The 22,203-nt window shown below is 70.3% G+C and carries 15 protein-coding genes and 1 pseudogene; 3 read left to right on the plus strand and 13 right to left on the minus strand.

Features of this window, described 5'->3' with window-relative positions:
- Positions 1 to 117 precede the first annotated feature (117 nt).
- The 3 genes from MDN94_RS08940 to MDN94_RS08950 all read right to left on the minus strand — a co-directional run bounded on the left by MDN94_RS08940 (position 118) and on the right by MDN94_RS08950 (position 8,222).
- A complete protein-coding gene (locus MDN94_RS08940) occupies positions 118 to 5,139 on the minus strand; it encodes a DNA repair ATPase (RefSeq protein ID WP_482725341.1) in 5,022 nt (1,673 codons plus the stop codon).
- Between the two features lie 259 nt (positions 5,140 to 5,398).
- Positions 5,399 to 7,477, minus strand: a complete 2,079-nt coding sequence (locus MDN94_RS08945; protein WP_482725342.1) for a flotillin family protein — start codon at positions 7,475 to 7,477, stop codon at positions 5,399 to 5,401.
- A gap of 100 nt (positions 7,478 to 7,577) precedes the next feature.
- Entirely contained in the window at positions 7,578 to 8,222 is a 645-nt protein-coding gene (locus tag MDN94_RS08950; RefSeq protein ID WP_482725343.1) for a hypothetical protein, read from the minus strand.
- A gap of 196 nt (positions 8,223 to 8,418) precedes the next feature.
- On the opposite strand from MDN94_RS08950, the gene MDN94_RS08955 reads away from it, so the two are divergent.
- Positions 8,419 to 9,474 carry a PucR family transcriptional regulator gene (locus MDN94_RS08955; RefSeq protein ID WP_482725344.1) on the plus strand — a complete coding sequence of 352 codons (1,056 nt, stop codon included), beginning with the start codon at positions 8,419 to 8,421 and terminating at the stop codon, positions 9,472 to 9,474.
- A 115-nt stretch (positions 9,475 to 9,589) separates the two neighbouring features.
- On the opposite strand, the gene MDN94_RS08960 is transcribed toward MDN94_RS08955, so the two are convergent.
- From MDN94_RS08960 to MDN94_RS08985, 6 genes and pseudogenes are all read right to left on the minus strand, one after another.
- Entirely contained in the window at positions 9,590 to 10,165 is a 576-nt protein-coding gene (locus MDN94_RS08960) for a TerD family protein (RefSeq protein WP_441263535.1), read from the minus strand.
- A gap of 163 nt (positions 10,166 to 10,328) precedes the next feature.
- A pseudogene (locus MDN94_RS08965) lies at positions 10,329 to 10,424 on the minus strand (hypothetical protein); the annotation flags it as partial.
- Positions 10,425 to 10,598: 174 nt separating this feature from the next.
- On the minus strand, positions 10,599 to 11,861 hold the full coding sequence (gene fabF / locus MDN94_RS08970; RefSeq protein ID WP_482725345.1) for a beta-ketoacyl-ACP synthase II: 1,263 nt from the start codon (positions 11,859 to 11,861) through the stop codon (positions 10,599 to 10,601).
- A gap of 50 nt (positions 11,862 to 11,911) precedes the next feature.
- Complete coding sequence (locus MDN94_RS08975) at positions 11,912 to 13,621, minus strand: thiamine pyrophosphate-binding protein (protein ID WP_482725346.1); 1,710 nt, start codon at positions 13,619 to 13,621, stop codon at positions 11,912 to 11,914.
- 89 nt (positions 13,622 to 13,710) lie between these two features.
- Complete coding sequence (locus MDN94_RS08980) at positions 13,711 to 14,952, minus strand: aldehyde dehydrogenase family protein (protein WP_482725347.1); 1,242 nt, start codon at positions 14,950 to 14,952, stop codon at positions 13,711 to 13,713.
- Positions 14,949 to 16,568: a class I adenylate-forming enzyme family protein gene (locus MDN94_RS08985; protein ID WP_482725348.1), complete on the minus strand. Its 1,620-nt coding sequence runs from the start codon at positions 16,566 to 16,568 to the stop codon at positions 14,949 to 14,951. The genes MDN94_RS08980 and MDN94_RS08985 overlap by 4 nt, the downstream gene beginning before the upstream one ends.
- 41 nt (positions 16,569 to 16,609) lie before the next feature.
- Here MDN94_RS08985 and MDN94_RS08990 point away from each other — a divergent pair, with 41 nt between their 5' ends.
- Positions 16,610 to 17,422, plus strand: a complete 813-nt coding sequence (locus tag MDN94_RS08990) for a class I SAM-dependent methyltransferase (protein WP_482725349.1) — start codon at positions 16,610 to 16,612, stop codon at positions 17,420 to 17,422.
- 73 nt (positions 17,423 to 17,495) lie between these two features.
- Positions 17,496 to 17,966 carry a TrmH family RNA methyltransferase gene (locus MDN94_RS08995; protein WP_482725350.1) on the plus strand — a complete coding sequence of 157 codons (471 nt, stop codon included), beginning with the start codon at positions 17,496 to 17,498 and terminating at the stop codon, positions 17,964 to 17,966.
- A 29-nt stretch (positions 17,967 to 17,995) separates the two neighbouring features.
- On the opposite strand, the gene MDN94_RS09000 is transcribed toward MDN94_RS08995, so the two are convergent.
- Genes MDN94_RS09000 through MDN94_RS09015 form a run of 4 tightly spaced genes read right to left on the minus strand, consistent with a single transcriptional unit; the run spans position 17,996 to position 22,144 of the window.
- Positions 17,996 to 18,697, minus strand: coding sequence for a class I SAM-dependent methyltransferase (locus MDN94_RS09000; RefSeq protein ID WP_482725351.1), 702 nt, complete (start codon positions 18,695 to 18,697; stop codon positions 17,996 to 17,998).
- 35 nt (positions 18,698 to 18,732) lie between these two features.
- Positions 18,733 to 19,434, minus strand: coding sequence for an acetyltransferase (locus MDN94_RS09005; RefSeq protein WP_482725352.1), 702 nt, complete (start codon positions 19,432 to 19,434; stop codon positions 18,733 to 18,735).
- On the minus strand, positions 19,431 to 21,209 hold the full coding sequence (locus MDN94_RS09010; protein WP_482725353.1) for a DegT/DnrJ/EryC1/StrS family aminotransferase: 1,779 nt from the start codon (positions 21,207 to 21,209) through the stop codon (positions 19,431 to 19,433). The genes MDN94_RS09005 and MDN94_RS09010 overlap by 4 nt, the downstream gene beginning before the upstream one ends.
- Positions 21,206 to 22,144, minus strand: a complete 939-nt coding sequence (locus MDN94_RS09015; protein ID WP_482725354.1) for an ABC transporter six-transmembrane domain-containing protein — start codon at positions 22,142 to 22,144, stop codon at positions 21,206 to 21,208. The genes MDN94_RS09010 and MDN94_RS09015 overlap by 4 nt, the downstream gene beginning before the upstream one ends.
- Between the last annotated feature and the right edge of the window lie 59 nt (positions 22,145 to 22,203).

Genomic DNA, 22,203 nt, shown 5'->3' on the forward strand with positions numbered 1-22,203 from the left:
CTGTGGACAACTTCGCCCGCAGCCTGCTTCCCGGCCGCCGGAGCGACCTCGGCAGCGGCCGACTCCCGCCGCCAAGGTCCCCGTCAAGGCCGCGGCGACGCATGGCGCAGCAGCCGGTCACCGGACTGCCACAGGCCCCCCGCCGGACGGCGGTGGCCCCGGCGGCCCCGACGACCCGCCACCGTCGGAGGGCGGCGGCCCCGTCGGCTCTGAAAGCCCCGAGGGCACAGGCGGGTCCGTCGGGAAGGCCGCGTGGCGTCCCCGCGGCCCTGCCGGGAGGTGGCGCGGGTCAGCGGCCCGCGTGATCGCGGACTCGACCGCCGCCACCCGGTCGGCGAGCAGCCCGAGAGCGGCGACGGCCCGTGTCAGCGGGTCGCCGTCCGGTCCGCCGAGGGCCTGCGCGCGCACGTACCGCGTCCTGATCTCCTCCCAGCGCGCCTCCTGTTCCCTGGTCAGCGTCCCCCGCAGCTCCGCCAGCTTGAGCAGGGCCGCCTCCGCGCCCGACGTCAGCGTCTGGGCCTCGCCCGTGTAGTGGTCCTCGATCACGGCGGCCACCTCCGCGTCGTTCATCACCGGGCTGATCCGCTCCACGATCTTGTTCATGTTGCGGTAGGAGCCCTGGAGCCGGAACGGCGGTTCCGAGCGGGTCTCGTCACTGCTTGCCGCGGAGGCGATGTACGCGGAGTTCACGGCGAGGACCGTGCGCCGGGCGGTCAGCAGATGCCGCAGGACCGCCAGGATCTGTTCCAGCTCGGCCGGTGCGTAGGAGTGGCCGAGCATGTCGGCCCGCACGGCCGCGTCCTCGGACGCGAGGCGCACCAGCAGCTCCAGTTCGGTCCGGTCGCGGCCCGCCAGGGGAGCCAGCAGCGGGTGGGAGGTGAGCGCGTTCTCGACGAAGCTCAGCGCGAACACGTTCTCCTTGCCCGTCAGCACGTCACCCAGGTTCCACACGTCGGCACGGTTCGCGAGCATGTCCGGGATCCGGAACCGCTGCCCCGACTCGGTGTACGGATTGCCCGCCATGCACACCGCGAAGCGCTTCCCGCGCAGGTCGTAGGTGCGGGTCGCGCTCCGCCACACGCCCTCCATGCGGCGCTGCGCGTCACACAGGGAGATGAACTTCTGCAGCAGCTCGGGCGAGGTGTGCTGGATGTCGTCCAGGTACAGCAGAACGTTGCTGCCCGCCTCCAGGGCGAAATTGATCTTCTGGACCTCCTGGCGGGCTGTCGCGTTCGGCGCCTCCTCGGGATCCAGCGACGTCACCGCATGGCCCAGCGCGGGGCCGTTGACCTTGACCAGGAGCAGACCGAGCCGGTCGGCGACGTACTCCATGAGTGTCGTCTTGCCGTAGCCGGGCGGGGAGACCAGCAGGAGCAGTCCGTTGCTGTCTGTGCGCCGGGACTCGTCGGCCGTGCCGAGCTGCTTGGCGAGGTTGTCGCCGATCAGCGGCAGGTAGACATCGTCGATGAGACGGTTGCGCACGAACGCCGGCATCACCCGCGGCCGGTGCTCCTCCAGTCGCAGCATGTCCCGCTCGGCGGCCGCCAGGGCGGTCCTGCGCCGCTGGTACGCGCGGAACCCGGAGGTCACCTGCTCGCGGAAATGCCGTGCGCGAGGGAGCAGTTCGTCGATCCGTACGGTCATCGACCGGCGCTGGACACGCGGGTGGCTGCCGAGCAGTCCCTCGACGTGCTCGGTCAGCTGCGCCGCGCACTCGTACCGGGCGAGGCCGGGGCAGAGCTCTACCGCGACGGCCTCCGCGAGGTCGGTGGTGCCGGTGCCGGTCGCTTCGGTGTAGGCGCCCAGCCAGTTCTCGACGACCTGCCGCCGGGCCGGGAGGTCGTCGCCGAGGGCCGCGAGGTCCTCCTCGTAGGCGGAAGTGCCCACCGTGCGGCGGAACTTCTCCAGCAGCGTGCGCGCGGAAGTGCTCGTCACGAACCCGTCAGGGCCGCACGTCAGCTCCTCGAAGAGGTACTCCGCGGAGAGCGTGTCCCCCATCTCCTGTGCCATCTCCTCCCTGAACGCGCCGATCGCCGGCGCCAGACCGAACGTCTCCCGGGCCCGCGCCAGCGACACCGCCCGCCGCTTCCACGCGATGCGCCGGGCCTCGTCGGTTCCGTGCGCCCAGAACAGCTGCGCCGTTGCCCGCGCTTCCGGTGGGTGGCGAAGCAGCCCGGCCCGCTCGTGCAGCCGCAGGAGCGCGGCGAGGATCAGGGCCGCGTCGTGGTCGTGCACACCGCGCTCGTAGCCCTCGTCGTAGGAGGCATCGGCCGCCTTCCTTACGAGGCCCGCGAGTTCGACGCCGGTCAGGGCCGCGGCGCCGTGCTCGTCGAGCAGCCGGGCGGCCAGGTGCTCGGCGCGGTACACCGACGCGTTCTCCGAGGGCAGCGTCTGCTCCCAGTACGGGCGGGTGTCCGCGAAGCCGGGAGCTGCCGCGTCGGTGACCGGTGAGCGGTAGTCCGTGCCGGTGAGTGCGAACGCGAGACCGTCGCCCTGCGGCACGAGCGTCAGCTCGAACGGCTGGGTGTTCACCGCGAACCGGTGACGGCCGAGCCGGATCGCGGAGCCGCCGTCCGCGTACAGGTCGGTCCGGTCGCGCAGGGACCGTGCCGCCTCCTGGCGCGCGGCCGTCAACTGCCCTTCGAGTTCCTCCGCCCGCGCCCCGTCGCCGAGTTCACGCAGTTCGGCCGCGGTACGGCGGAGTTTGGCGACCATCGGGTCGGAAGCGAAGTAGGTGTTGATCCCGTCGGTGTCGCCGAGGGACGCGAGGCGCCGGGAGACGGTCTGAAGGACCCGTTCCGCCGAACCGGCCAGCCGCTCGGCGCGGCGGGCACGCGCGTCCTGGAGGGTCTGCCGCCGGGACGCGAACGCCTCGTACACCTCGGTCCGCTTCGCGCCCAGCTGCGCCAGGAAGTCGTCGGACTCGGCGAACCGCGACTCCAGGTTCTCCAGCCGCAGCAGCAGCGCGGCGAGCTGCTCGTCGCATGCCTTCGGGTCGGAGGCGACGGCGAGCGCACCGGTCACCGCCTGCCCCAGCAGGGCCAGTTCCGCGGTGAACTCCGCCCTGCCCTCGTGGGCGAGGAGGTCCCTGCGGCGACCGTCGAGCGTTGCCCGGGCCCGGTTGAGACCGCCGAGCACCTCCGCGATCCGCTCCAGGACCGAGGTCCGGACGACCGCGTCACCGATGTCAAGGCCGGCGACCACCTCGGTGACCGTACGCAGCCCTTCCGCCTGCGCGTCGAGCCGCTCGCCGACCGGTGCGGCCTCCGCGACGGTCCGGATCGCCTCCGCCTCCGCCGTCAGCCGCTCGATCTCGAGGTGGTGACCCGAGAAGGCGTCCTCGCGCCCGAGGAATGCCACGGCCCGCTGCGCGAAGGAGGCGATGTCGGCGTCGGTGTCGGCGGCGAGAGCGTCGATACGGCCGGTGTCGGCGTACCGCAGCTCCTTGAGCGTGATCAGCTCCCCCTGCGCGCGGCGCAGCCCGGTCAGCCCTTCGACCCATTCGTCCGCGCCGCGCGGCGTCCCGCCCCGCAGCCGGCGCACCTGTCCGGCGATCCGGGCGGCCGCCTCGTCCAGCGCGCGGGCGGCCTGCGCCGTCAGTTCCCGTACGGTCTCGTACTCGGCGACGATCTGCTCGGCCGTCGCCCGCATTCCTGCGAGCGGGTTGCAGAGGTCGCCAAGCTCGGGATCGGCCAGCCAGTGGTACGCATCCATGGCACGGGCGCAGGCGGTGAACAGCGCCTGGTAGACGCCGGTGGTGGGACTGTCCCGGGTCTCTGTGACGGCCCCGGCCAGGGACAGGCAGTCGGAGATGCCGCGCACCAGGTCCGCGTTGCCGACGACGGCCAGCGGACCCTCCCCGGCGGGGCGGGCCGCGGCGTAGGTGTCGGAGAGGAACGGCGACTGCCAGCGCTGCGCCGGGTGGACCCTGCCCGGCTCCTCCCCGTCGGAGCGCAGCACCAGCAGCGTGCCGTCCTCGAAGAGGGCGTGGCCCTCGCAGAGCAGCGGGGTGGCGACGGACTTGCGGATCACGTTGTACGGCAGCAGGAGGCTCCGGCCCTCCACACGGGCGTGGAAGACGAACATCACGTCCTCGCCGTTCGGTGACCGTACCGTCCGCTCGAACTCGAGCGCGCCGATCAGCCCGGCGTCGATGTCGAAGGTTCGCGCGGTGCCGCTCGCCGTGAGGTAGTAGCCGCCGGGGAAGACGATGCCCTGGTCCTCGGGCAGCCTGCGGCACGCCTGCCCTATGCCGTCCAGCCGCACCACTGTCCCCGTGACCGTGTTGTGGACGAGGTGGCGGTACGCCTCCTCCTTGTACGGGCGGATGCGCAGCAGGACGAGCGGACCGACGCGGGCGTGCTCGATCTCGGCGTCCCCGAGGGACTGGAGCGGTTCGACGACCGGCTCGGCGTGGATGCCCTCGGCCGTCTCCGTGTCGTCCTCGGTCTTCACCGTCAGCAAGCCCCCGACGGTCGAGACGAACACGTCACCGCCGACGGACACGTGCGGATGGCGGCCGAGCACATGGTCGTCGCGGGTGGCGGCCGTCCACTCGAAGTCGTGGGACGGCGGGAGCACATGGTCGCGCTCGCCCCGCGCGTCGAGAAAACGCGCGGCCCCGTCCGGCGTCAGCTCCCAGCGCAGCACCCGGATGTCGTCGGCCTTGTCGCCGGTACGGAAGACGGCCAGCAGCCGGCCGTCGACGCGACGCAGCCGGAGGAGACGGGCGCCCTGGTAGTAGCGGTGCAGCGCCTCGAACTCGCCGCGGAAGTCCGGGTCGTCGAGGAGGCCGGGTACGGCGTCCAGCGCGAGCCGGTTCAACTCGCGGTCATGGACGGCGAAGACGTCCCCGACCGTCGTGCGAGCCCGCAGCCCCGGAGACACGTTGTGGCCGAGCAGCAGACGGTCGCCGACAGCGACGACGTCACGCGGCACGCTGTTGCTCTCCGTACGGAGGTGCTCGGTGCCGGTGAGCCGCAGCTCCATCGAGCCGAAGGTCTCGATACGACGGGTGTTGAGCTCCTCGGCCCGACGGGCGAGCTCCGAGGCCTGTGCGCCGAGCCGGTCGCGCAGCACCTCGTACGTTCCGGAGTCCGGGCTCCCGGCGTGCGGCTCTTCGGCGGTGTGCGTGGTCATGGTGGCTGTGCTCGCTTCCTGCGCGGGGCACGCGGCCCGAGGTACGTCTGCCGGGAGCGGAGGGCCGTTCTGGGCGGGCCCCTTCCCGACTGGGGCGATCTCCGGCCGGAGCCGGTGGGGATGCCGTCCGGCCACGAGAGGTGTGCGTCCCGGCCGTCCGCGGCGGCGTCGTACGCCACCCCGGACGGCAGGACCCGACCCGCACCCGCCCGGCGCTGCTGACCCCCGTCCGGCAGCACCGGTGCGTGTGCGGGCGGTATCAGGCGGCCGGGGCCGAGCCGTTGAGCGTCGTGGCGCCGGCCGGTACGTGGCCGTCCGGGAGCGCCCCGATCGGGGTGTCGGCGAGGCCGAGCCGGTCGGCCATGTCCAGCAGCGGCTGGAGCTGCGCGCCGCCGCCCGACTTCATCAGCCGCATCAGCAGAGCCGACACCGTCAGATTTTGCACATCACCGGTGGAGACCGAACCCAGGACCGAGGTCAGATCGTCGGTGAAGCTCGACGTACCGTCCAGCCACGGCTTCGCCAGCGTCTGAGCCGTCTCCGAGTTCCGCACGAACGAGTCCACGCCCTTGCCGAGCGAGATCGACGACATGAGCCGGTCGAAGAAGACGGACTCCCCGCCGACGATGCTGATGTCGGCGTTCTCCAACCCCGTGGCCAGCACTGTCGCCTGGGCCTGTGCGACCTGCCGCTGGACCTCCAGCCCCGCCAGCCGGACGTCCTTGTCCGCTTCGAGGCGCAGCCTGTACTCCTCGTGTCCGCGCGAGGCCTCGTCGAGGGCCGCCATCGCAGCGGCCTTCTCGGTGAGGCCCGCCGCCTCCGCCTTCAGCTTGTCGCCGATGGCCGCCGCGTGCGCCGCGCCCTTCGCCCGTACGCCCTCCGCCTCCGCGAGCAGCCGGGCATGCTCGGCGCCGGCCTCGGCACGGCCGGCCTTCTCGATCGCGTCGGCCTCCTTCTCGCGGACCTGGACGGCCGCGAGACCTGCCGCCGCGGCCTCCGCCTGAATGCCTTCGGCGAGCCGCAGCTTGGCCCGGGCGTCGAGATCCGCGGACTTGACCCGGGCCTCCGCGAGCGTGATCTCCTCCGCCGCCCGGTGCACCGCGGCCTGCTCGGCCGCCTCCGCCGCCTTGATGTCCTTGACCAGCTTCTCCTGGGCCTCGGCCTCGGCCGCGATGATGATCGCCTGCCGCTCGCGCTCGGCCTCCTCCACCGCGCGCAGCCGCTTGATCGACTCCTCCTGCTCGGCGACCGTACGGTCCACCGCGACCCGCTCACGCACGACCTCGGCGATCTCCCGCCGCTCCGCCTCGACCTCCTTGTCGGCGGCGATCCTGGTCAGCGCTGTCTCACGGTCACGCGCGATGACCTCGAGCAGCCGGTCCTTCTCGATGCGCTCGTTCTCGATGGCGATCACCCGCTCGCGGTTCTTCTCCGCGACGGCCACCTCGCGTGCCTGGTTCTCACGCTGCACGCCGAGCTGCTCCTCCGTCCGCAGGAAGGCGCTCTGGGCCCGCAGCCGCTCCTCCTCCATCACCCGGGCGGTCTCCGCCTCCTCACGGGCGCGCACCGTCTCGATCTCGCGGCGCTGCTTGATCTCGGCGTCGGCCTGCCGGCGCTCCAGCTCGAGAATCGCCTCTCGCGCGTCGACGTTCTGCCGGGTGATCTCCTTCTCCTCCGTGCGCTGGAACTCGTTGGTGCGCACATGCTCGACGGACGTCATCTCGGTGATCTTCCGGATGCCTTGGGCGTCGAGGACGTTGGACGGGTCGAGCTGGGAGAGCGGCGTCTGCTCCAGGTAGTCGATCGCCGCGTCCTCGAGGCTGTAGCCGTTGAGGTCGGTGCCGATGAGCTGGATGATCCGGTCCCGGAGCTCGTCGCGCTTGGTGTAGAGGTCGGTGAAGTCCATCTGCTTGCCGACGGTCTTGAGCGCCTCGGAGAACTTGGCGTTGAACAGGTCCTGCAGCGTCTCCTTGTCACTGGCCCGCGCGGTCCCGATGGCCTGGGCGACCTTGATGACGTCCTCTACGGTCTTGTTGACGCGGACGAAGAACGAGATCCGGATGTCGGCGCGGATGTTGTCGCGGCAGATGAGGCCGTCACGGCCGGTCCGCGTGATGTCGATGGCCTTCACCGAGATGTCCATGGTCTCGGCCTTGTGCAGGACCGGCAGCACGACCTGCCCGGTGAAGGTGACGTCCACCTTCCGCATCTTGGAGACGATCAGGGCCTTGCCCTGTTCGACCTTGCGGAACAGTCTCGAGACGATCAGCAGCAGACCTACGGCGATGAGCAGTACGACGGCGATGAGCACGCCGATGCCCACAGTGATGGCATCCATGAGGAATCCCTCGCATGAGAGGTGAGGTACGAGTGGCGAGCAGGGAAGGCGGTGCGGTCGCGAACGTGGTCGCGGCCACCACCTGCCGGGTGACGAGAGGTCAGGCAGCGGACGAGGAGCCGGCGCCGGGCAGTTCACCGAACTGAGGGAAGGGCGCGACCCAGAAGAACTCATCGGTCTCGTCGTACGCGTAGAGCAGCCCCGTGGAACCGGCGGCGAGAGGCTCCTCATCCTCGGCGCCCAGTGCTCTGACCTGCACGACGGCGGTGGAGCCGTCCGGGGCCGCGACCTCCGCCTGGCCGAAGCGCGCGTCCACCCGCCCGGTGCGGACGGTGCACGTCATGCCGACGAAGTCCTGCCGGGACGGCCCGCGTTCCTCGGGGAACAGCCTGACCAGGATGCGCACCAGGCGTCGGGTGACCCACCAGGCGACGAGCACCGCGCAGGCGAGCACCGCGCAGGCGAGGGCGGCGTACGGGCCGCCGACGAGGGAGGACCCGCGCAGCAGTACCGATCCTGTGAGGCTGGTGAACCAGGCGAAGGTGATCAGCAGCGACGCGGCAACCGAGACCGGCACCCCGCCGAGGCCGGCGGCGCCAATGCCCGACGGCTCGATGTCGGTGTCGAAGGTGCCGTGTTCCGCGACGCCGAGAAGCACGAGCAGCCAGAAGACGAAGACCACGGCGAGCGCGGCGCTGAACAGGAGGGTGGGGAACGAGAAGGCGGCCGACAAGAACTCGTTCACCGTTCGACCCCCGTATCCCGTTGCCGAGTCACAGCATCAGGAGCATCCCGTGCTCCCGAGCAGCCCCATCGTTGCAGTGCTCAGTAGTTGCTGGCATTGCCGGATTCCGGCAGTCTTTACGTGTTCTTGGTGCCGGACGACCGCCGCGTGATGCAGTCGGTGCCGAATGGTTTTGGGGATCGGTGGGGGGACGCGCATGACAGTCAAGGAGGTTCCGGAGGAGTACCTCTCGGGGTACGCGGAGATCCTGGCCGAGGTCGGCAGGACAGGACGCCGGCTGACCCGCGACGAGGTGGAGGGCCGCCGGGCGCTCGGAGAGCAGGCCGCCGAGTCCGGGCACGGCCTACGGGCCCTGGTCATCCGGCACTTGGCGGCCACAAGGGCGTCATGGCCGCGGACCAATTCGCCGGAGCGCGTGCTCGCAGCGGTCGAGCAGGCCATCGACGCCTTCGCGGGGGGCTACGAGCGGGCGCAGCGGCTGGCGGTGCGCAAGGAGGAAGCCGCACGGCGGGAGTTCATCGACGACCTGCTGTACGGACGCAGCGACCCGGGCCGACTGGCTGAGCGTGCCGAACGCTTCGGGCTGCGGCTCGCCCACGCGCACGCCGTCGCCGTCGCCGCCGGCCCTGAACCGTACGACGACACGCATCCGGTGACGCGCTCCGTGGACGCGGCCCTGCTCAGCCGCTTCGGGGACCGCCGGATCCTGCTGACCACCAAGGACGGCCGGCTCATCTGCGTGGTTCCGGCCGACCAGGAGGAGGTCGTTCGGTACTTCGCCAAGCAGGCACACGCTGCGACGGACGGCGGACGCGCGGCCGTAGGCCGCGCCCATCCGGGCGCGGGCGGTGTCGTCCGCTCGTACGAGGAAGCCCTCAACGCCCTCGACCTCGCCGACCGCATCGGCCTCGACGAACCGGTCCTGCACGCGGCGGACCTGCTGGTCTTCCCGGTGCTGGCACGCGACAGGGAGGCCATGGCGGACCTGGTGCACAGTGCGCTCGGCCCGCTTCAGCAGGCGAGAGGCGGCGCGCAGCCGCTGCTGGACACACTGCACGCGTACTTCGAGGCGGGGTGTGTCGCCGCGCAGGCGGCCCGGGCGCTGCGGCTGAGCGTGCGCGCCCTGACGTACCGGCTGGATCGGATCCACCGGCTGACCGGCTCCGACCCCACGGATCCTCAGCACCGCTACACGCTGCAGACAGCGGCGATAGGGGCGCGGCTGCTCGACTGGCCGGCGAAGGAGCTCTAGGCGGCGGTCGTGATGCCGGGGGCACGGCCCCGACTCGAGGCATTCCTGACATCCCGGCCCTGATGTCCGGTCCGCGATGCGCGGACCGGACACCGGAAAGCCGGACCGGGGCCGATCAGATGTTGACGCCGAAGTCCTGCGCGATGCCGCGCAGGCCGGAGGCGTAACCCTGGCCGACGGCGCGGAACTTCCACTCCGCGCCGTTGCGGTACAGCTCGCCGAAGACCATCGCGGTCTCGGTCGAGGCGTCCTCGCTCAGGTCGTAACGCGCGAGCTCGTTGTTGTCGGCCTGGTTGACGACGCGGATGAACGCGTTGCGTACCTGGCCGAAGGACTGGCTGCGGCTCTCGCCCTCATGGATCGAGACCGGGAACACGATCTTGTCGACCTCTGCGGCCACGCCGGCCAGGTTGACCTTGATCTGCTCGTCGTCGCCCTCGCCCTCACCGGTGAGGTTGTCACCGGTGTGCTCGACGGAGGCGTCGGGGCTCTTGAGGTTGTTGAAGAACACGAAGTGCTGGTCGGACAGGACCTTGCCGTTCGTGTCCACCAGCAGGGCGCTGGCGTCCAGGTCGAAGTCGGTCCCGGTGGTGCTGCGTACGTCCCAGCCGAGGCCCACGACGACCGCGGTCAGGCCCGGGGCCTCCTTGCTGAGCGAGACATTGCCGCCCTTGGAAAGGCTGACACCCATGGAAATCCCCTGCGCAATCCGGCGCGGGCCGCGCCACTTGACGATTCCTTTGCCCGACCGGACAACGACCGACCCCACGCTTCGGTTCCCCCTTTTCCCGATCGGGTCCCACGACCGGGTGCGGGCCGCCCTCCTCGTCGACGAGGGAGACCGAGCCGCGGCCGATGACGAGGCTGAACACGCCCGCCGGTACTCCGGCCGCGTCCATGATCTCCGCCAGGATGACGGCGGAGTACGGGGTGAGCTGGACCTGCTGCATGCACGCTCACCCGTAAGACCAGCCGACCAGGAACCCCGTTCGATCTGCACGTCCCGTGATCGGCTGAGACACAGCTTCCTCAAGAGCGGCCACAGCGTCTCGTGCCCGCTCGAGGAAAGCCCAGGTCAGTCCTTGCTGACCTGGGCATTCGCCTCCCTCACACGCGCCTTCGCTTCACCCCCGCCAGCGGCGGATCAGCAGCACCGCGTTATGGCCGCCGAAGCCGAATGAATTGCTCATCGCCACTTCCACGTCCTTGCGCTGCGGGACGTGGGCGACGTAGTTCATCGTCTTGTCCAGCGGGTTCTCGCAGTTGATCGTGGGCGGTACCATGCCGGCACCGAGGACCTGTACGGAGGCGATGAGCTCCGCTGCCCCCGCTGCCCCGATCATGTGTCCCGTCATCGACTTGGTGGAGCTGACGGGAATCGTGGTGGCGTGCGGCCCGAGGACGTCGCGGATCGCCGCCGTCTCCACTTCGTCGTTGAGCGGAGTGCTCGTGCCGTGCGCGTTGACATAGCCGATCTCCTCCGGCTCGATGCCCGCGTCGTCGATTGCCGCGCGCATCGCCTGCTTCATTCCCTCGCCCCCCATCCGCGGCGCCGTCCAGTGGTACGCGTCCGAGCTCGCGCCGTAGCCGATGAGTTCGGCGAGGATCGGGGCGCCGCGCCGTACCGCAGCCTCGGCCTCTTCGAGGACGACGATGCCCGCGCCCGCGCTCATCACGAATCCGTCCCGGTCCGTGTCGAACGGCCGTGACGCTCTCTGCGGCTCGTCGACCCGTACCGACAGCGCCCCCGCGTTTCCGCTCCCCGCGATGTCGACCCGGGTGATGCAGTCCTCGGCGCCGCCCGTGATGGCCGCGTCGACGAGGCCGTATCTGATCCACTGGGCGGCTTCGCCGATGGCGTCGGTGCCGGATGCGCAGGCCGTGCTCAGTGCGCGGGAGGGGCCGCGGGCGCCGGTGAGCATGCTGATCTCGCCTGATGCGCTGTCCATTGCTCCGGTCACCTGGGAGTACGGAGTGATGAAGCGCGGTCCTTTGTCCCGCAGGGTGTGCACCATGCTCTGATTCGAGTGCACGGGACCGTAGCCGCTGCCGACCAGGACTCCCGTACGCTCCGAGGTCCGGTTGTCCAGCCGCAGTCCGGACGACTCCAGCGCCTGTACGGCGGCGCCGACCGCGTACTGCGCGTACGTGTCCATCCTTCTGCTGAGCCGGCGCGGCACATAGGCACTGGGGTCGAATCCCTGGACCTCGCCCGCGATGGAGGTGGGCAGGTCGGAGGCGTCGAAACCCGTGATCGTACGGATGCCGCTGCGTCCTTCGAGAAGCGCCGCCCAGGTCTCCTCCGCGGTAAGGGCGAGCGGGGTGATCGCGCCGCAGCCCGTTATGACGACGCGGCGGCGCGCCTTCCTCAGCTCTTCAGGGAGCATCGTCTTTCCTCTCCGTCGCGGTCGTCTGCATGGTGGTCCCGGCGTCGCCGTCATTGCGGAACGGGGGCGTCCGACACCTCGTTGATTCCGGGCGGGATGTCGTCGAGGCCCACCGGTACGTGCACGACGGAGACCCTCCCGGCCGCGCACTCCTTCAGCGCCGTGGCAAGGGCGGATGCCAACTCCCCTTTTCCGGAGACCACGTGCTGATACACGCCGGGCAGGTGGCCCGGCTCTGGAACCCCCGGCTCGTCACGGACGAAGGAGAACCGCTGCGCGGCGCCCCCCAGGTGGTCGAGCTGGGACTGGAGCCAGCCGTAGCCGCCGTTGTGCAGGACTACGTAGAGCACCGCGGCGCCCGCGTCCGCCGACGTGGCGAGGTCGCTGCGGAACAGCCCGAACGCCCCGTCGCCGACGAAGGCGGCCACCGTCCGTTGCGGGGCGGCGAGTTTCACGCCCGCGGCAGCCGCCGCGCCGAAGCCCAGGCTCGTCTGCTCCGAGGGCACGACCGAACCGCCGAGCGCGCCGGTGCTGTAGTAAGGGAAGAAATAGGACCACATGTCCTGGAGCCCGTTCTCCTGCACGAGCACGTGGTCGGCCGGCAGCACCGCGGTGAGGGCGGAGAGCACCTCCGCGACGTGCAGCCGGTCCGATGCGGCCATGCGCCGCAGGTCGCGGTTCGCCGCCTCGGTCGTCTCCCGCCGCGCCTGCGACACCGCGCCGCGCCAGGCGCAGTCCCCTCCGGCCCCGGGAAGCAGCCCGGACCATGCGGCGAGCGTGCCCGCGGCGTCGCCGATCACCCGCGGACCCGCGAACTCGGCGGAGAGCTCGGCCGCGGCCGTGTTGACCTGGACGACCGGTGTGTCAGGCGGCAGGGAGTCCCAGCCGTAGGTGGCTGTCTCCTCCAGCCTGCTCCCGACGGCGATCACCAGGTCGGTGTCGCGCCAGAGCCCGGCGGTCTCCGGACGCCGGTAGAGGCCGGAGAGGCCGCAGAACAGCAGGTGGTCCTCGGCCACGGCGCCACGGCCCGAGGCGGTACAGAAGACGGCGGCGCCGATCTGCTCGGCAAAGCGCTCCACCAGCCGGTCCGTGTTGCGGTGCCGCATGCCGCCGCCCGCCAGCAGGATGGGTCGGCGGCTCCGCCGGATCGCCTCGAGCGCGTCGCCGCCCGCGTGCGCGGGGTCCACATGGCGGAGCGTCTGGGGGAGCCGGGCCCAGGGGCGCCGCCGTATGATCTCGGTTTCGAGGAGGTCGTCGGGGAGTTCGAGATAGACCGGGCCGGGGGCCGGGCCTGTCGCTATGGCCAGCGCCTTCTCCAGGGCCGGCGCCAGTCGCTCCGGGTGGTCCACCCGGTGGGCCCACCGCACCAGCGAACCGACCAGTGCCATCTGGTCGACCTCCTGGAACGCCGCGGTGCCCCGGCGTGCGGCCGGTGTCCCTGCGGCGAGCAGCAGCACGGGGGCCGCCGAGTACTGCGCCTCCAGGAGGCCGGTGACGGCGTTGGCGGCGGCGGGCCCCTTGCCGACCACGCAGACCGCCGGCCGTCCGGAGGCGAGAGCGTGACCCGTTGCCATGAAGAGCGCGTTGCGTTGGTCCCGGCAGAGCACCATGTTCACGTCGGAGCCGGAGGCGTCCAGCGCCCGCAGCAGTTGGACGTCGTCTGCGGGAAGGCCGAAGACGGTGTCGACTCCGGATGCGGAGAGGAAGTCGACGACCGCGTGCCACGACCCCGGATAACTCTGCTGCCTGGGCCCGTTCATGGGGTCCTTTCGTACGTGTTCAACCGGCCCGGAAGGGCCGCGGGTGATGGGGTCATGCCTTCAACGGCTTCGGAGAAGTGGCCGCCCGGTCAACGGGCCTCCTCTGACGCGCGCTGGGCGAGTACCGCCGGGAAGTGCTCTGCCACTACACGGGAGACCAGCAGCGGTTCGGCGATCCGCGTCTTTCCGTAGGCGAGGTAGTTCGCGATGACGCCGCGGCCGCCGAAGGGCCGGTTTCCGTCCTCGTCGTCCAGCAGGGTCCGGTTCACGCAGGTGTGGTGCCGCTCGGAGAGGAGTTCGACGGTCTCCGGCGCGTCGCCGTAGACCATGGCGCCCATGGCGCGCTCGTTGAAGAACGGGGAGGAGAGGCGGCGGTGCAGCTGTTCGGTGTCGTCGTACGGGATCACGTTGAAGATGGGTGCGAACATCTCGGGCAGCGAGCCCTTGTCGCTCATCGGGCGCACGAGCACGGTGGGTGCGATACGCCGTCGCCGAAAGTCCACCTCGCCGCCGCGCACGATCCATTTGGCATGCCGGCGCAGATGGTCGACGGCCATCTCCATCGCGGCCTCGTAGTAGATCGGCCCGTACTCGGCCGCCGGGTCGGTGTTATCGCCGAACCGCAGGGCGTCGAGCCGGCCGTTGAGGCTGTTGAGGAATCCCTCCAGCTCGTCGGCGTGTACGAAGAAGACATCCGGCCCGTAGCAGTCCTGCCCCGAGTTGTACATCCGGATGGAGACCGCGCCCTGTGCGGCCAGCAGCGGATCGGCGCCCGGCGCGACGATGAACGGGTTGATGCCCTGCCCGAAGAACACCAGCAGCTGGTCGCGCCGCAGCCCCTCCCGTACCTTCTCACCGTTCTTGTAGGTGCCGGTGAAGACCAGGACGTCCGCGTCGCTCGCGGGCCCTTCGACGAATGCGCGCTGGCCCAGGTCGGACAGCGCGACCGGAAGCCCGTGCACCGGCGCCAGGTACTCGTGAAGACGCCTGGTCTGGTCCGCGACCTGGCTCGACGGACGGAAGACGACGTCCTCGGAGTAGAGCGTGGGTATCAGAACGAACAGCGCGTACGAGTAGAGCAGGACGTTGGACGGCATGAAGACGGCGGTCCTGCCGACCCGGCCGGGCCGATAGGTCTCGATCTCTCGCGCGGCCCCTTCGAGGGTGGCGAGGAAGGAGGCGACGTCGGACTCCGCGGCCTGGTGGTTGGAGACCTCGGTGAGAATCTTGAGCAGCGGCGCCGGGTCCTTCGCGACGTGTCTGCGCACGGCCTCGAGGGCGTCGAGCCGCATGGGGATGGGCGTCGTGCGGGAACTGGCGGTCGAATTCATCGGAGTTGCCCCTGCGATCGTGCGGATGAGAGTCCCGGCCGGTGCTCCCGGCCTTGCGTGTGGCGGTCCCCGAGGTCCTCGCGGTCCTGCCGGCCTGTCCGGTCCTGCTGTGCCGCGGAGACCGGTGCGGGTTGATCCGCCGGTGCGGAGTGCGCACCGGCGGCATCGCCGACGCCGCGGCCGTCGACGGCCTTCTCGGCGAGCTGTCTCAAGCGGCGGGCGTCGGTCTTCCCGTTGCGGTTCAAGGGGAGTTCGGGAACGACAAGGACGACGTTCGGCTGGCCGTGGGACGGCAGGTGCGGTGCCATCGACCGCCGCCAGTGCCGGGCGTTCCCGCCGGCCTCGTCCTCGACGACGAACACGAGCCGGCAGCCGAGGCGTTCATCGTCCACGGGCACGACGCGCACCGGGCGCCCGCACGCCTCGGCGGCCGCGGCGAGCGCCTCGGGGTAGAGGGTATGGCCGAGCCGGTGCACGGCACGCTTGCGCCCGATCACATGGACGTTGCCCTCCACGTCGCGGTAACCCAGGTCCCCGGTGCGGTACCGGTCGTCGCCGAGGGGGACCAGGGCGCCCTCCGCGCTGAGGTAGCCGCTCATCAGGCCGGGCGTGCGCACGGAGATCTCGCCAGCCGCGCCGGGCTCCGCCTCCGTGTCGTCCTCGGTGTGTATCCGCAGGTCCACGCCGTCCAGTGGCTTTCCGCAGCCGACCGGGTCGGCCTCGGTGGCGAGCGCGATGTTGCCCGCCTCGGAGCTCCCGTAGCCGTCGAGCAGCGGCTGGCCCATGCGGTCCCGGAACTCCCGCGCCAGCCGCTCCCCGAGCGGGGCGCCACCCACGCAGAACATCCGCACCTTCTCCAGTCCGGCGCCGAGCGCCGGCCTGCGCGCCGTCAGCTTGAGCAGGCTGTGGTACGTGGAAGGGGCCGCGTCGACGACCGTGACCCCGGCGTCCACGGCGAACCGCACGGCGTGGTCGAGGCGGCTGTGCGGTGGAATCACCAGCGAACAGCCCGTCGTCCACCACAACAGCACGAGGGACAGCCCGTACTGGTGGGAGAACGGCAGCAGGGGCAGCAGTACGTCGTCCGTGCGGTATTCCATCCGGCGGGCGGTGCTCTGGATATTGCGCAGCACCGAATTCCCGGTGCGCACAATTCCCTTGGGCTCCCCCGTCGTGCCCGAGGACCAGCAGATGATCGCGTCACGACGGCTGCGCCATTCCAGCAGCTGCAATTCGCCCGCGATGTCGTCTGCCGGTGCCCCCTCACACAGATAGGCGTCGCACAGTTCCTCGATACAAAACGGTACAGGGCCCTTAGAAGACGCGGAGCGCAGGGTGTCGTCGGCATCGTGCAGCAGCCAGCCCGCCCGGGTGTGGTCCTCGATAGCGGCTTGCTGCGGCGCGGTCCGACGGCGGTCCACCAGGACGATGGAGGTGTCCAGGTGCATCAGCGCCAGCAGTGCCACGACGTGCGCGGCCGAGTTCTCCGTGCTGAGCAGTACCCGGTCGCCCGGTCGCACGCCGTGCGAGCGCAGCGCCCCTGCCGTGCGCAGGGCCGCCGTCGAAACCCGGGAGAGGGGGCGGCGGCCTTCTCCCGTGATGATGTCACCGGTCACCGGTGCCTCCATGACCTTGTGATTCTTCGTTTCCTGTACATATGGCGCGGGTCATCTGGGTGCCTTCTGCGTTCGGTGCGGTGGATTCCGGGGCCGGTGCGCCGAACCGGACTCCGATCGGTTATGAGCGCGAAGGCCGACGTCTGTGGGCGGTATGCGGCGCGTTACAATCAGTCGACAGCGGTCAGCTCACCTCGATCGCTGCGTGGACCAGGAGAGGGGTGACCGGGATGGCCGGCCCGGGACAGCACTACTTTTCGGCGGATCCCGGGGTGACGTCGGAGCGCGGCCTGGTGAAGGTCAAGCTGCCCGATATCGAACTGGACCTCGTCACCGACCGCGGCGTCTTCTCCCACTCCAAGCTCGACGCCGGCACGAAAGTGCTGCTGGACCACGCGCCGTCGCCCAAGGTGCGCGGGGACATTCTGGACATCGGCTGTGGCTACGGCCCCATCGCGCTGACCTTCGCGTCCCGCCGCAAGCGACTGCCCGTCTGGGCCGTGGACGTGAACGAGCGGGCGCTCGGCCTGGTCAGGGAGAACGCGGAAGCCGCGAAGCTCGGCAATGTACGGGCGTGCCTTCCGAATGAGGTGCCGGAGGACGTGCGTTTCGGCGCCATCTATTCCAATCCGCCGATCCGGGTCGGCAAGGCGGAACTGCACTCCATGCTCAAGCACTGGCTCCCCAGGCTGTTGCCCGATGCCGCCGCCTATCTCGTTGTGCAGAAACACCTCGGTTCGGACTCGTTGGCAAAGTGGCTGACCGCGCAGGGCTTTCCGACGACTCGGCTGGCCTCCGAGCGCGGATACCGCGTACTTGAAGTGCACCATCACCAAACCTCTCCTAGCGGATAAGTGAATGCAGCAGCTCAGAGGCACAGATCTCAAGCGTTTGCACAGGTCCTGGCGACGACGGAGCTCGTCCCGGGTGGCCCTGCTCCTCGAGTCCGTGCAGTCCCCTTTCAATGTCGGCGCGATCGTGCGCACCGCCGCCGCACTGGGCGTCGGACAGCTCTATCTCGTCGGCGCCTCCGCCTCACCCCGCAATGCCAAGGCGCAGAAGACGGCCATGGGGACCGACCGGTATCTGGATGTGCAGACGTTCAGCGAACTCCACGAGGCGGTGGAGAAGGTGCGGGCCGACGGATACCGGCTGGTCGGACTCGAAATCGCCAGCGACGCCCTTCCGACACACGAGGTCGACCTCTCCGGGAGCGTGTGCATCGCTGTCGGAAACGAGGACCGCGGGCTGTCGGTCGAATGCCTGGAAGCCTGTGACACGGTGACCTACATTCCGCAGCTCGGCCGCGTCGGCTCGCTCAATGTGGCCACCGCCGTCGCCGTCTGCTGCTACGAGGTGCGCCGTCAGGAGTGGACGGCCGGGCTCGAAAAGGACTGACAGCGCACCGGGCCCGCCCGCTTTGCATGTCATGCCCACGCCTCCAGGGAATTGTGGAACACCCGGGGGTGCACGACCCGCATCGGCAGCGCACTTCCCGGGGACTCCTCGAAGCGCCCAGCGGGCACGCTGCCGTCCGCGAACAGCACGATGTTCTGGGCGTACCAGGGCTCTACGTCCTCGTCGTCCCAGACCTGGCTGCGGAGGACGTCGTGAAGCCGGTATCCCCGCCTGGTGAATTTCTCCGCCCAGTAGTCCAGCCACTGCTCGTTCACATGCCCCACACCGCCCTGCCCGGGGACGGCGGCGGAGAAGAGGATCGTGGGGGCGGCGGCCGTCAGATAGGCGACGAGCTGCTCGGAACTGCTGTCCGGAAGGTGCTCGGCGACCTCCAGGCAGACGGCGAGATCATGTGATGCGGGGGGCTGTCCCAGGTCGCTGATGTCCAGCGCGGTGAACCGCTCCCGCGGAATGTGCAGGCGCTCCACGTCGACCCATGGGCCGTCGAATCCGGAGATCCGCCCGGCCCCGTGCCGGGCGAACTCCGCCAGCCACGCGCCGGTGCCGCAGCCGAGGTCCAGCACCGATTCCGGGGCGGCGATCCGGTGGACCATCGGCACGATCACTCGTGCCGAGCGGAGAATTCCCTCCTCGATGTCCGAGTAGAACTCACTGCTGTAGATCTTCTCGTCCTGTGCAGGGCCGGCGGTGTCGGCGGTTTCTTCACTCATTGACGTCATACCTTCCGCATACCTTCCGAGCGGGATCATGTGGAACCTGGATCATGCGGAACCAGGGCCGGCGCGGGTGAGACGCCCCGGCGCAGGACTACGGCGGGAGTGCCCGCCACGACGGATCCCGGCGTCACGTCCTTGAGCACGGTGGCTCCCGCTCCGGCCACGCTCCACGCGCCGAGCCGGACACCCGGCAGCACTGCGCAGTTCAGCCCGAGCGTGACGCCGTCCTCCAGCACCGCCCTGCCACCGACCCGGGCGCCGGGGGCGAGGGTGCAGTAGGCGCCTATGACGTCGTCGTGGCTGACCGAGGCGCCGACGTTGACGTGGGTGTGCCGGCCCAGTACGCAGTCCGTGGTCAGCGTGGCGTTGGCGGCCACGTAGCAGCCGGGGCCGAGGACCGCCCGCGGCCCCACCGAGGCCGCCGGGTGCACCACGGTCGCGGGCGTACGCGAGGACCGGCGGGCCATCTCGTCCAGCCGCTCCCGGACAGCGCCGTCTCCGATCCCGATGACGTACCAGGCGTCCAGCATGCTGATCGCCGAGGTCGGGCCGAGGAAGGGCGCTCTGACCTTCGGCCCCGGCTCGGTGGGGCGATCGCCGTCGTCCAGGACGCCGAGCAGGTCCCAGGTGGGCCGCACGGCGTTGACCGCGTGGACGGCGTCGATGAGTTCACGGGCGTGCCCTCCGGCGCCGAGCACCACGAGCCGCTCCAGCCTGTGTGCCGTGGTCACCCCGGTACCCCTTTCCCGGTCCCGGCGAGCGTCTCGCGCGCCACGCCTACCACGAGTTCCACCGACGTGTCCGGGATGACGCCGCTGACCGGAACGTCGACGATTCGCCCTGCGGCGGCCGCGGCGACCGGCAGCGGCTGCGCGGCGTAACGGGCGTAGGGGGCCGAGAGGTGCAGCGGCCGGTGATACGTGCCGGACTCGATCCGGTGGTCGGCCAGCCGGCGGGTGAGCCGTTCCGCCTGGGAAGCGGAGGCAGCCATCAGTGGTACCTCCGCCCACGCCGGCGCCGACTCACCGGAACGGGGCCCGACAAGTCGGAGCCCCGGCACGTCCGCGAGCAGCTTCCGGTACAGCTCGACCGACCGCTGCCGGGCGCTCACCTCGGCGTCCAGCAACGGCAGCGCGGCCAGCACCTGCGCGGCGTCGGGCTCCGCCAGACACCCGGGGGAACCTGGGTCAGGGCGTCCGCCGTCCGGCCCGAGGCGTACAAGGTGCCGGAGCGCGGTGGCCCACGCGGGGTCCCGGAGGGCGATCACGCCGCCCGGCCCACAGCCCAGCGGCGTGCCGGGGCCGAAGCCGAACACCTCCGCGTCGCCGAGGGAGCCTGTCCGCACGCCGCCGGTCGTCGAGCCCAGCGCCGTCCTCGCATCCGCGACCAGGAACGCCCCGTGTGCGTCGGCGAGTTCGCGCAGCTCGCTCATGTCACAGGGAATGCCGTGTAGGTGGACCGGGAGCAGGGCGAGCGTCCCCCGGGTCGTCGCCGGCTCGGCGGTCGCAGCGGTGACGGTCAGCGTCCCCGCGTCCACATCGCAGAACACGGGGGTGAGGCCGGAGCGCACCACCGCCTCGGCCGCGCTGTGCGGGGCACAGCTGGGGACCACCACCTCGGTCCTGTCGGGGCAGCGGTCGCGCAGGACGCGCAGCACCAGGTCGAGCCCGGTGTCGCCGTCCGGTAGGGCCACCGTCTCGGGGACGCCGAGATAGTGGGCGAGGGCGGATTCGAGCTCCGCCGTGCGCGAGAGATCACGCAGAGTGGTCGCGTGGCCGTCGCCTTCGGGGGCGGGCTTCGCGGCGACGGTCTTCGGGGGCGGGGAGATGCGCAGGACTCCGTCGAAACTGTCCCCGTAGTAGACGGCCTGGGCGGACGCCGTGCCGACGAACCGCGCGCCGGCCCGGTGCATCGCCAGCCACTTGCCGTGGTCGGCGGCCCGCTTCCCGTCGGTGGGATAGGGCGGCTGCTTCCACTTCGCGCGGTAGGCGACGGTCGGCGTGTAGAGCACGTTCTCGGCGAGAAAGGCGTCCAGCGTGCCGGGGGCGTCCCATGGGTGGTAATAGTCCGACTCCGCGCCGGAGTTGACGTCGTGGAGACGCACCAGGCCGTAGGCCAGGTCGGCGCCGGTCTCGGTCAGCAGGCGGACGCAGTCCGCCAGATGGTTCGGAAGGAAGGCGTCGTCGTCGTCCAACAGGGCGATGATCTCGCCTTCCGCCAGTTCCTCGGCGCGGTTCCGCGCGGCGGCGCCCGCGATGAACCAGCGCCCGGTGCGATCGAGCCCCGAATAGTCGGGCCTGGGGATCTCCGCGTATCTGATCCGGCTGTCGCCGATTCCGCACGCCGCAGCGCGAACAGCGTGGTTGTCCAGGCCGTCGCTGACGACGATCAGCTCCCAGTTCCGGTACGTCTGCTCCAGAACCGAGGGGATCGACCGGTGCGTCATCAGATAAGGCCGGTTGTAACAGGGCATGAGGACGCTGACCAAGGGTTCCGACGTGGTCATATGGGATTCCTTCCTCCCTTCTGATCGGGCACGGCTTCCTCCTCGGCCACATCTGGGGTGTCCTCGGCGCCCGGCGAGATTCTGCGTGCGATGTCCACGAGACGGGTGAGGTCCTGAATGATGGACGGCAGCTGGTCCAGGCTCTCGGTGTAGGTGCGGACGTAGGAGATGACCGCGAAGATGGTTCCGGCCTGCGCCTCGGGCGAGTCGGTCGCCTGGAAGAACACCAGAACGCAGAGCGCGATGACGAAGATCTCCAGCACTCCCCAGTTCTTCGCCTCGGCGTCGGAGAGCTTCACCTCCCACTTCCGCAGCAGGCTGTAGTGCCGACGCACCGCGGGCTCGGGCTGGGAGGTGAGGATGTGCACCTCCCGCTCCTGCTGGCCGTTCAGCTCCCGGTTGAGCAGGTAGGAGCGCCGGGTGAACCACCAGTTGACCGCCACGATCGGCACGATCAGCAGTACGCAGTAGACCGCGCTGCGCACGCTGTAGGTGAACAGCATGAACAGCGAGCCCACGATGGCGAGGAGCCCGGAGACCATACCGGGGACATGCGTCTCGGCGAAGACCACGAACTCCCGGGACAGCGTCGACCTGGCCACCACGACCGAGGCCGGCAGGTTCCGCTTCCGCTGCTCGACGACCACGTCGCCGGCGAGCTGCGCGTACATGCCCGTGAAGACGCGGGTGTCGTACAGGTGCCGCACCATGCCCGTCACCGCGTGCAGGGCCCAGATCGCCACGAACGGAATGATGCTCGTCTCATCGCCTTGCAGCAGACCGTTGATGGCCACACCGATGGCGAACGGGTAGAGCAGATTGCAGAGTTCCTCCAGTACGACCAGTGCATACGTCAGACACACCTTGCGGCGGTACTGGCGATAGATGCGGCGCAGTATGCTCGGCTCCGGAACCTCTGGTTCCGTGACACTCACCGTCTACGTTCCTTTCAGAGCCACCGGATCCACTGCCCCGCAGCAGCCGGGTGACCGGC

The sequence above is a fragment of the Streptomyces sp. WAC00040 genome (assembly GCF_056835925.1).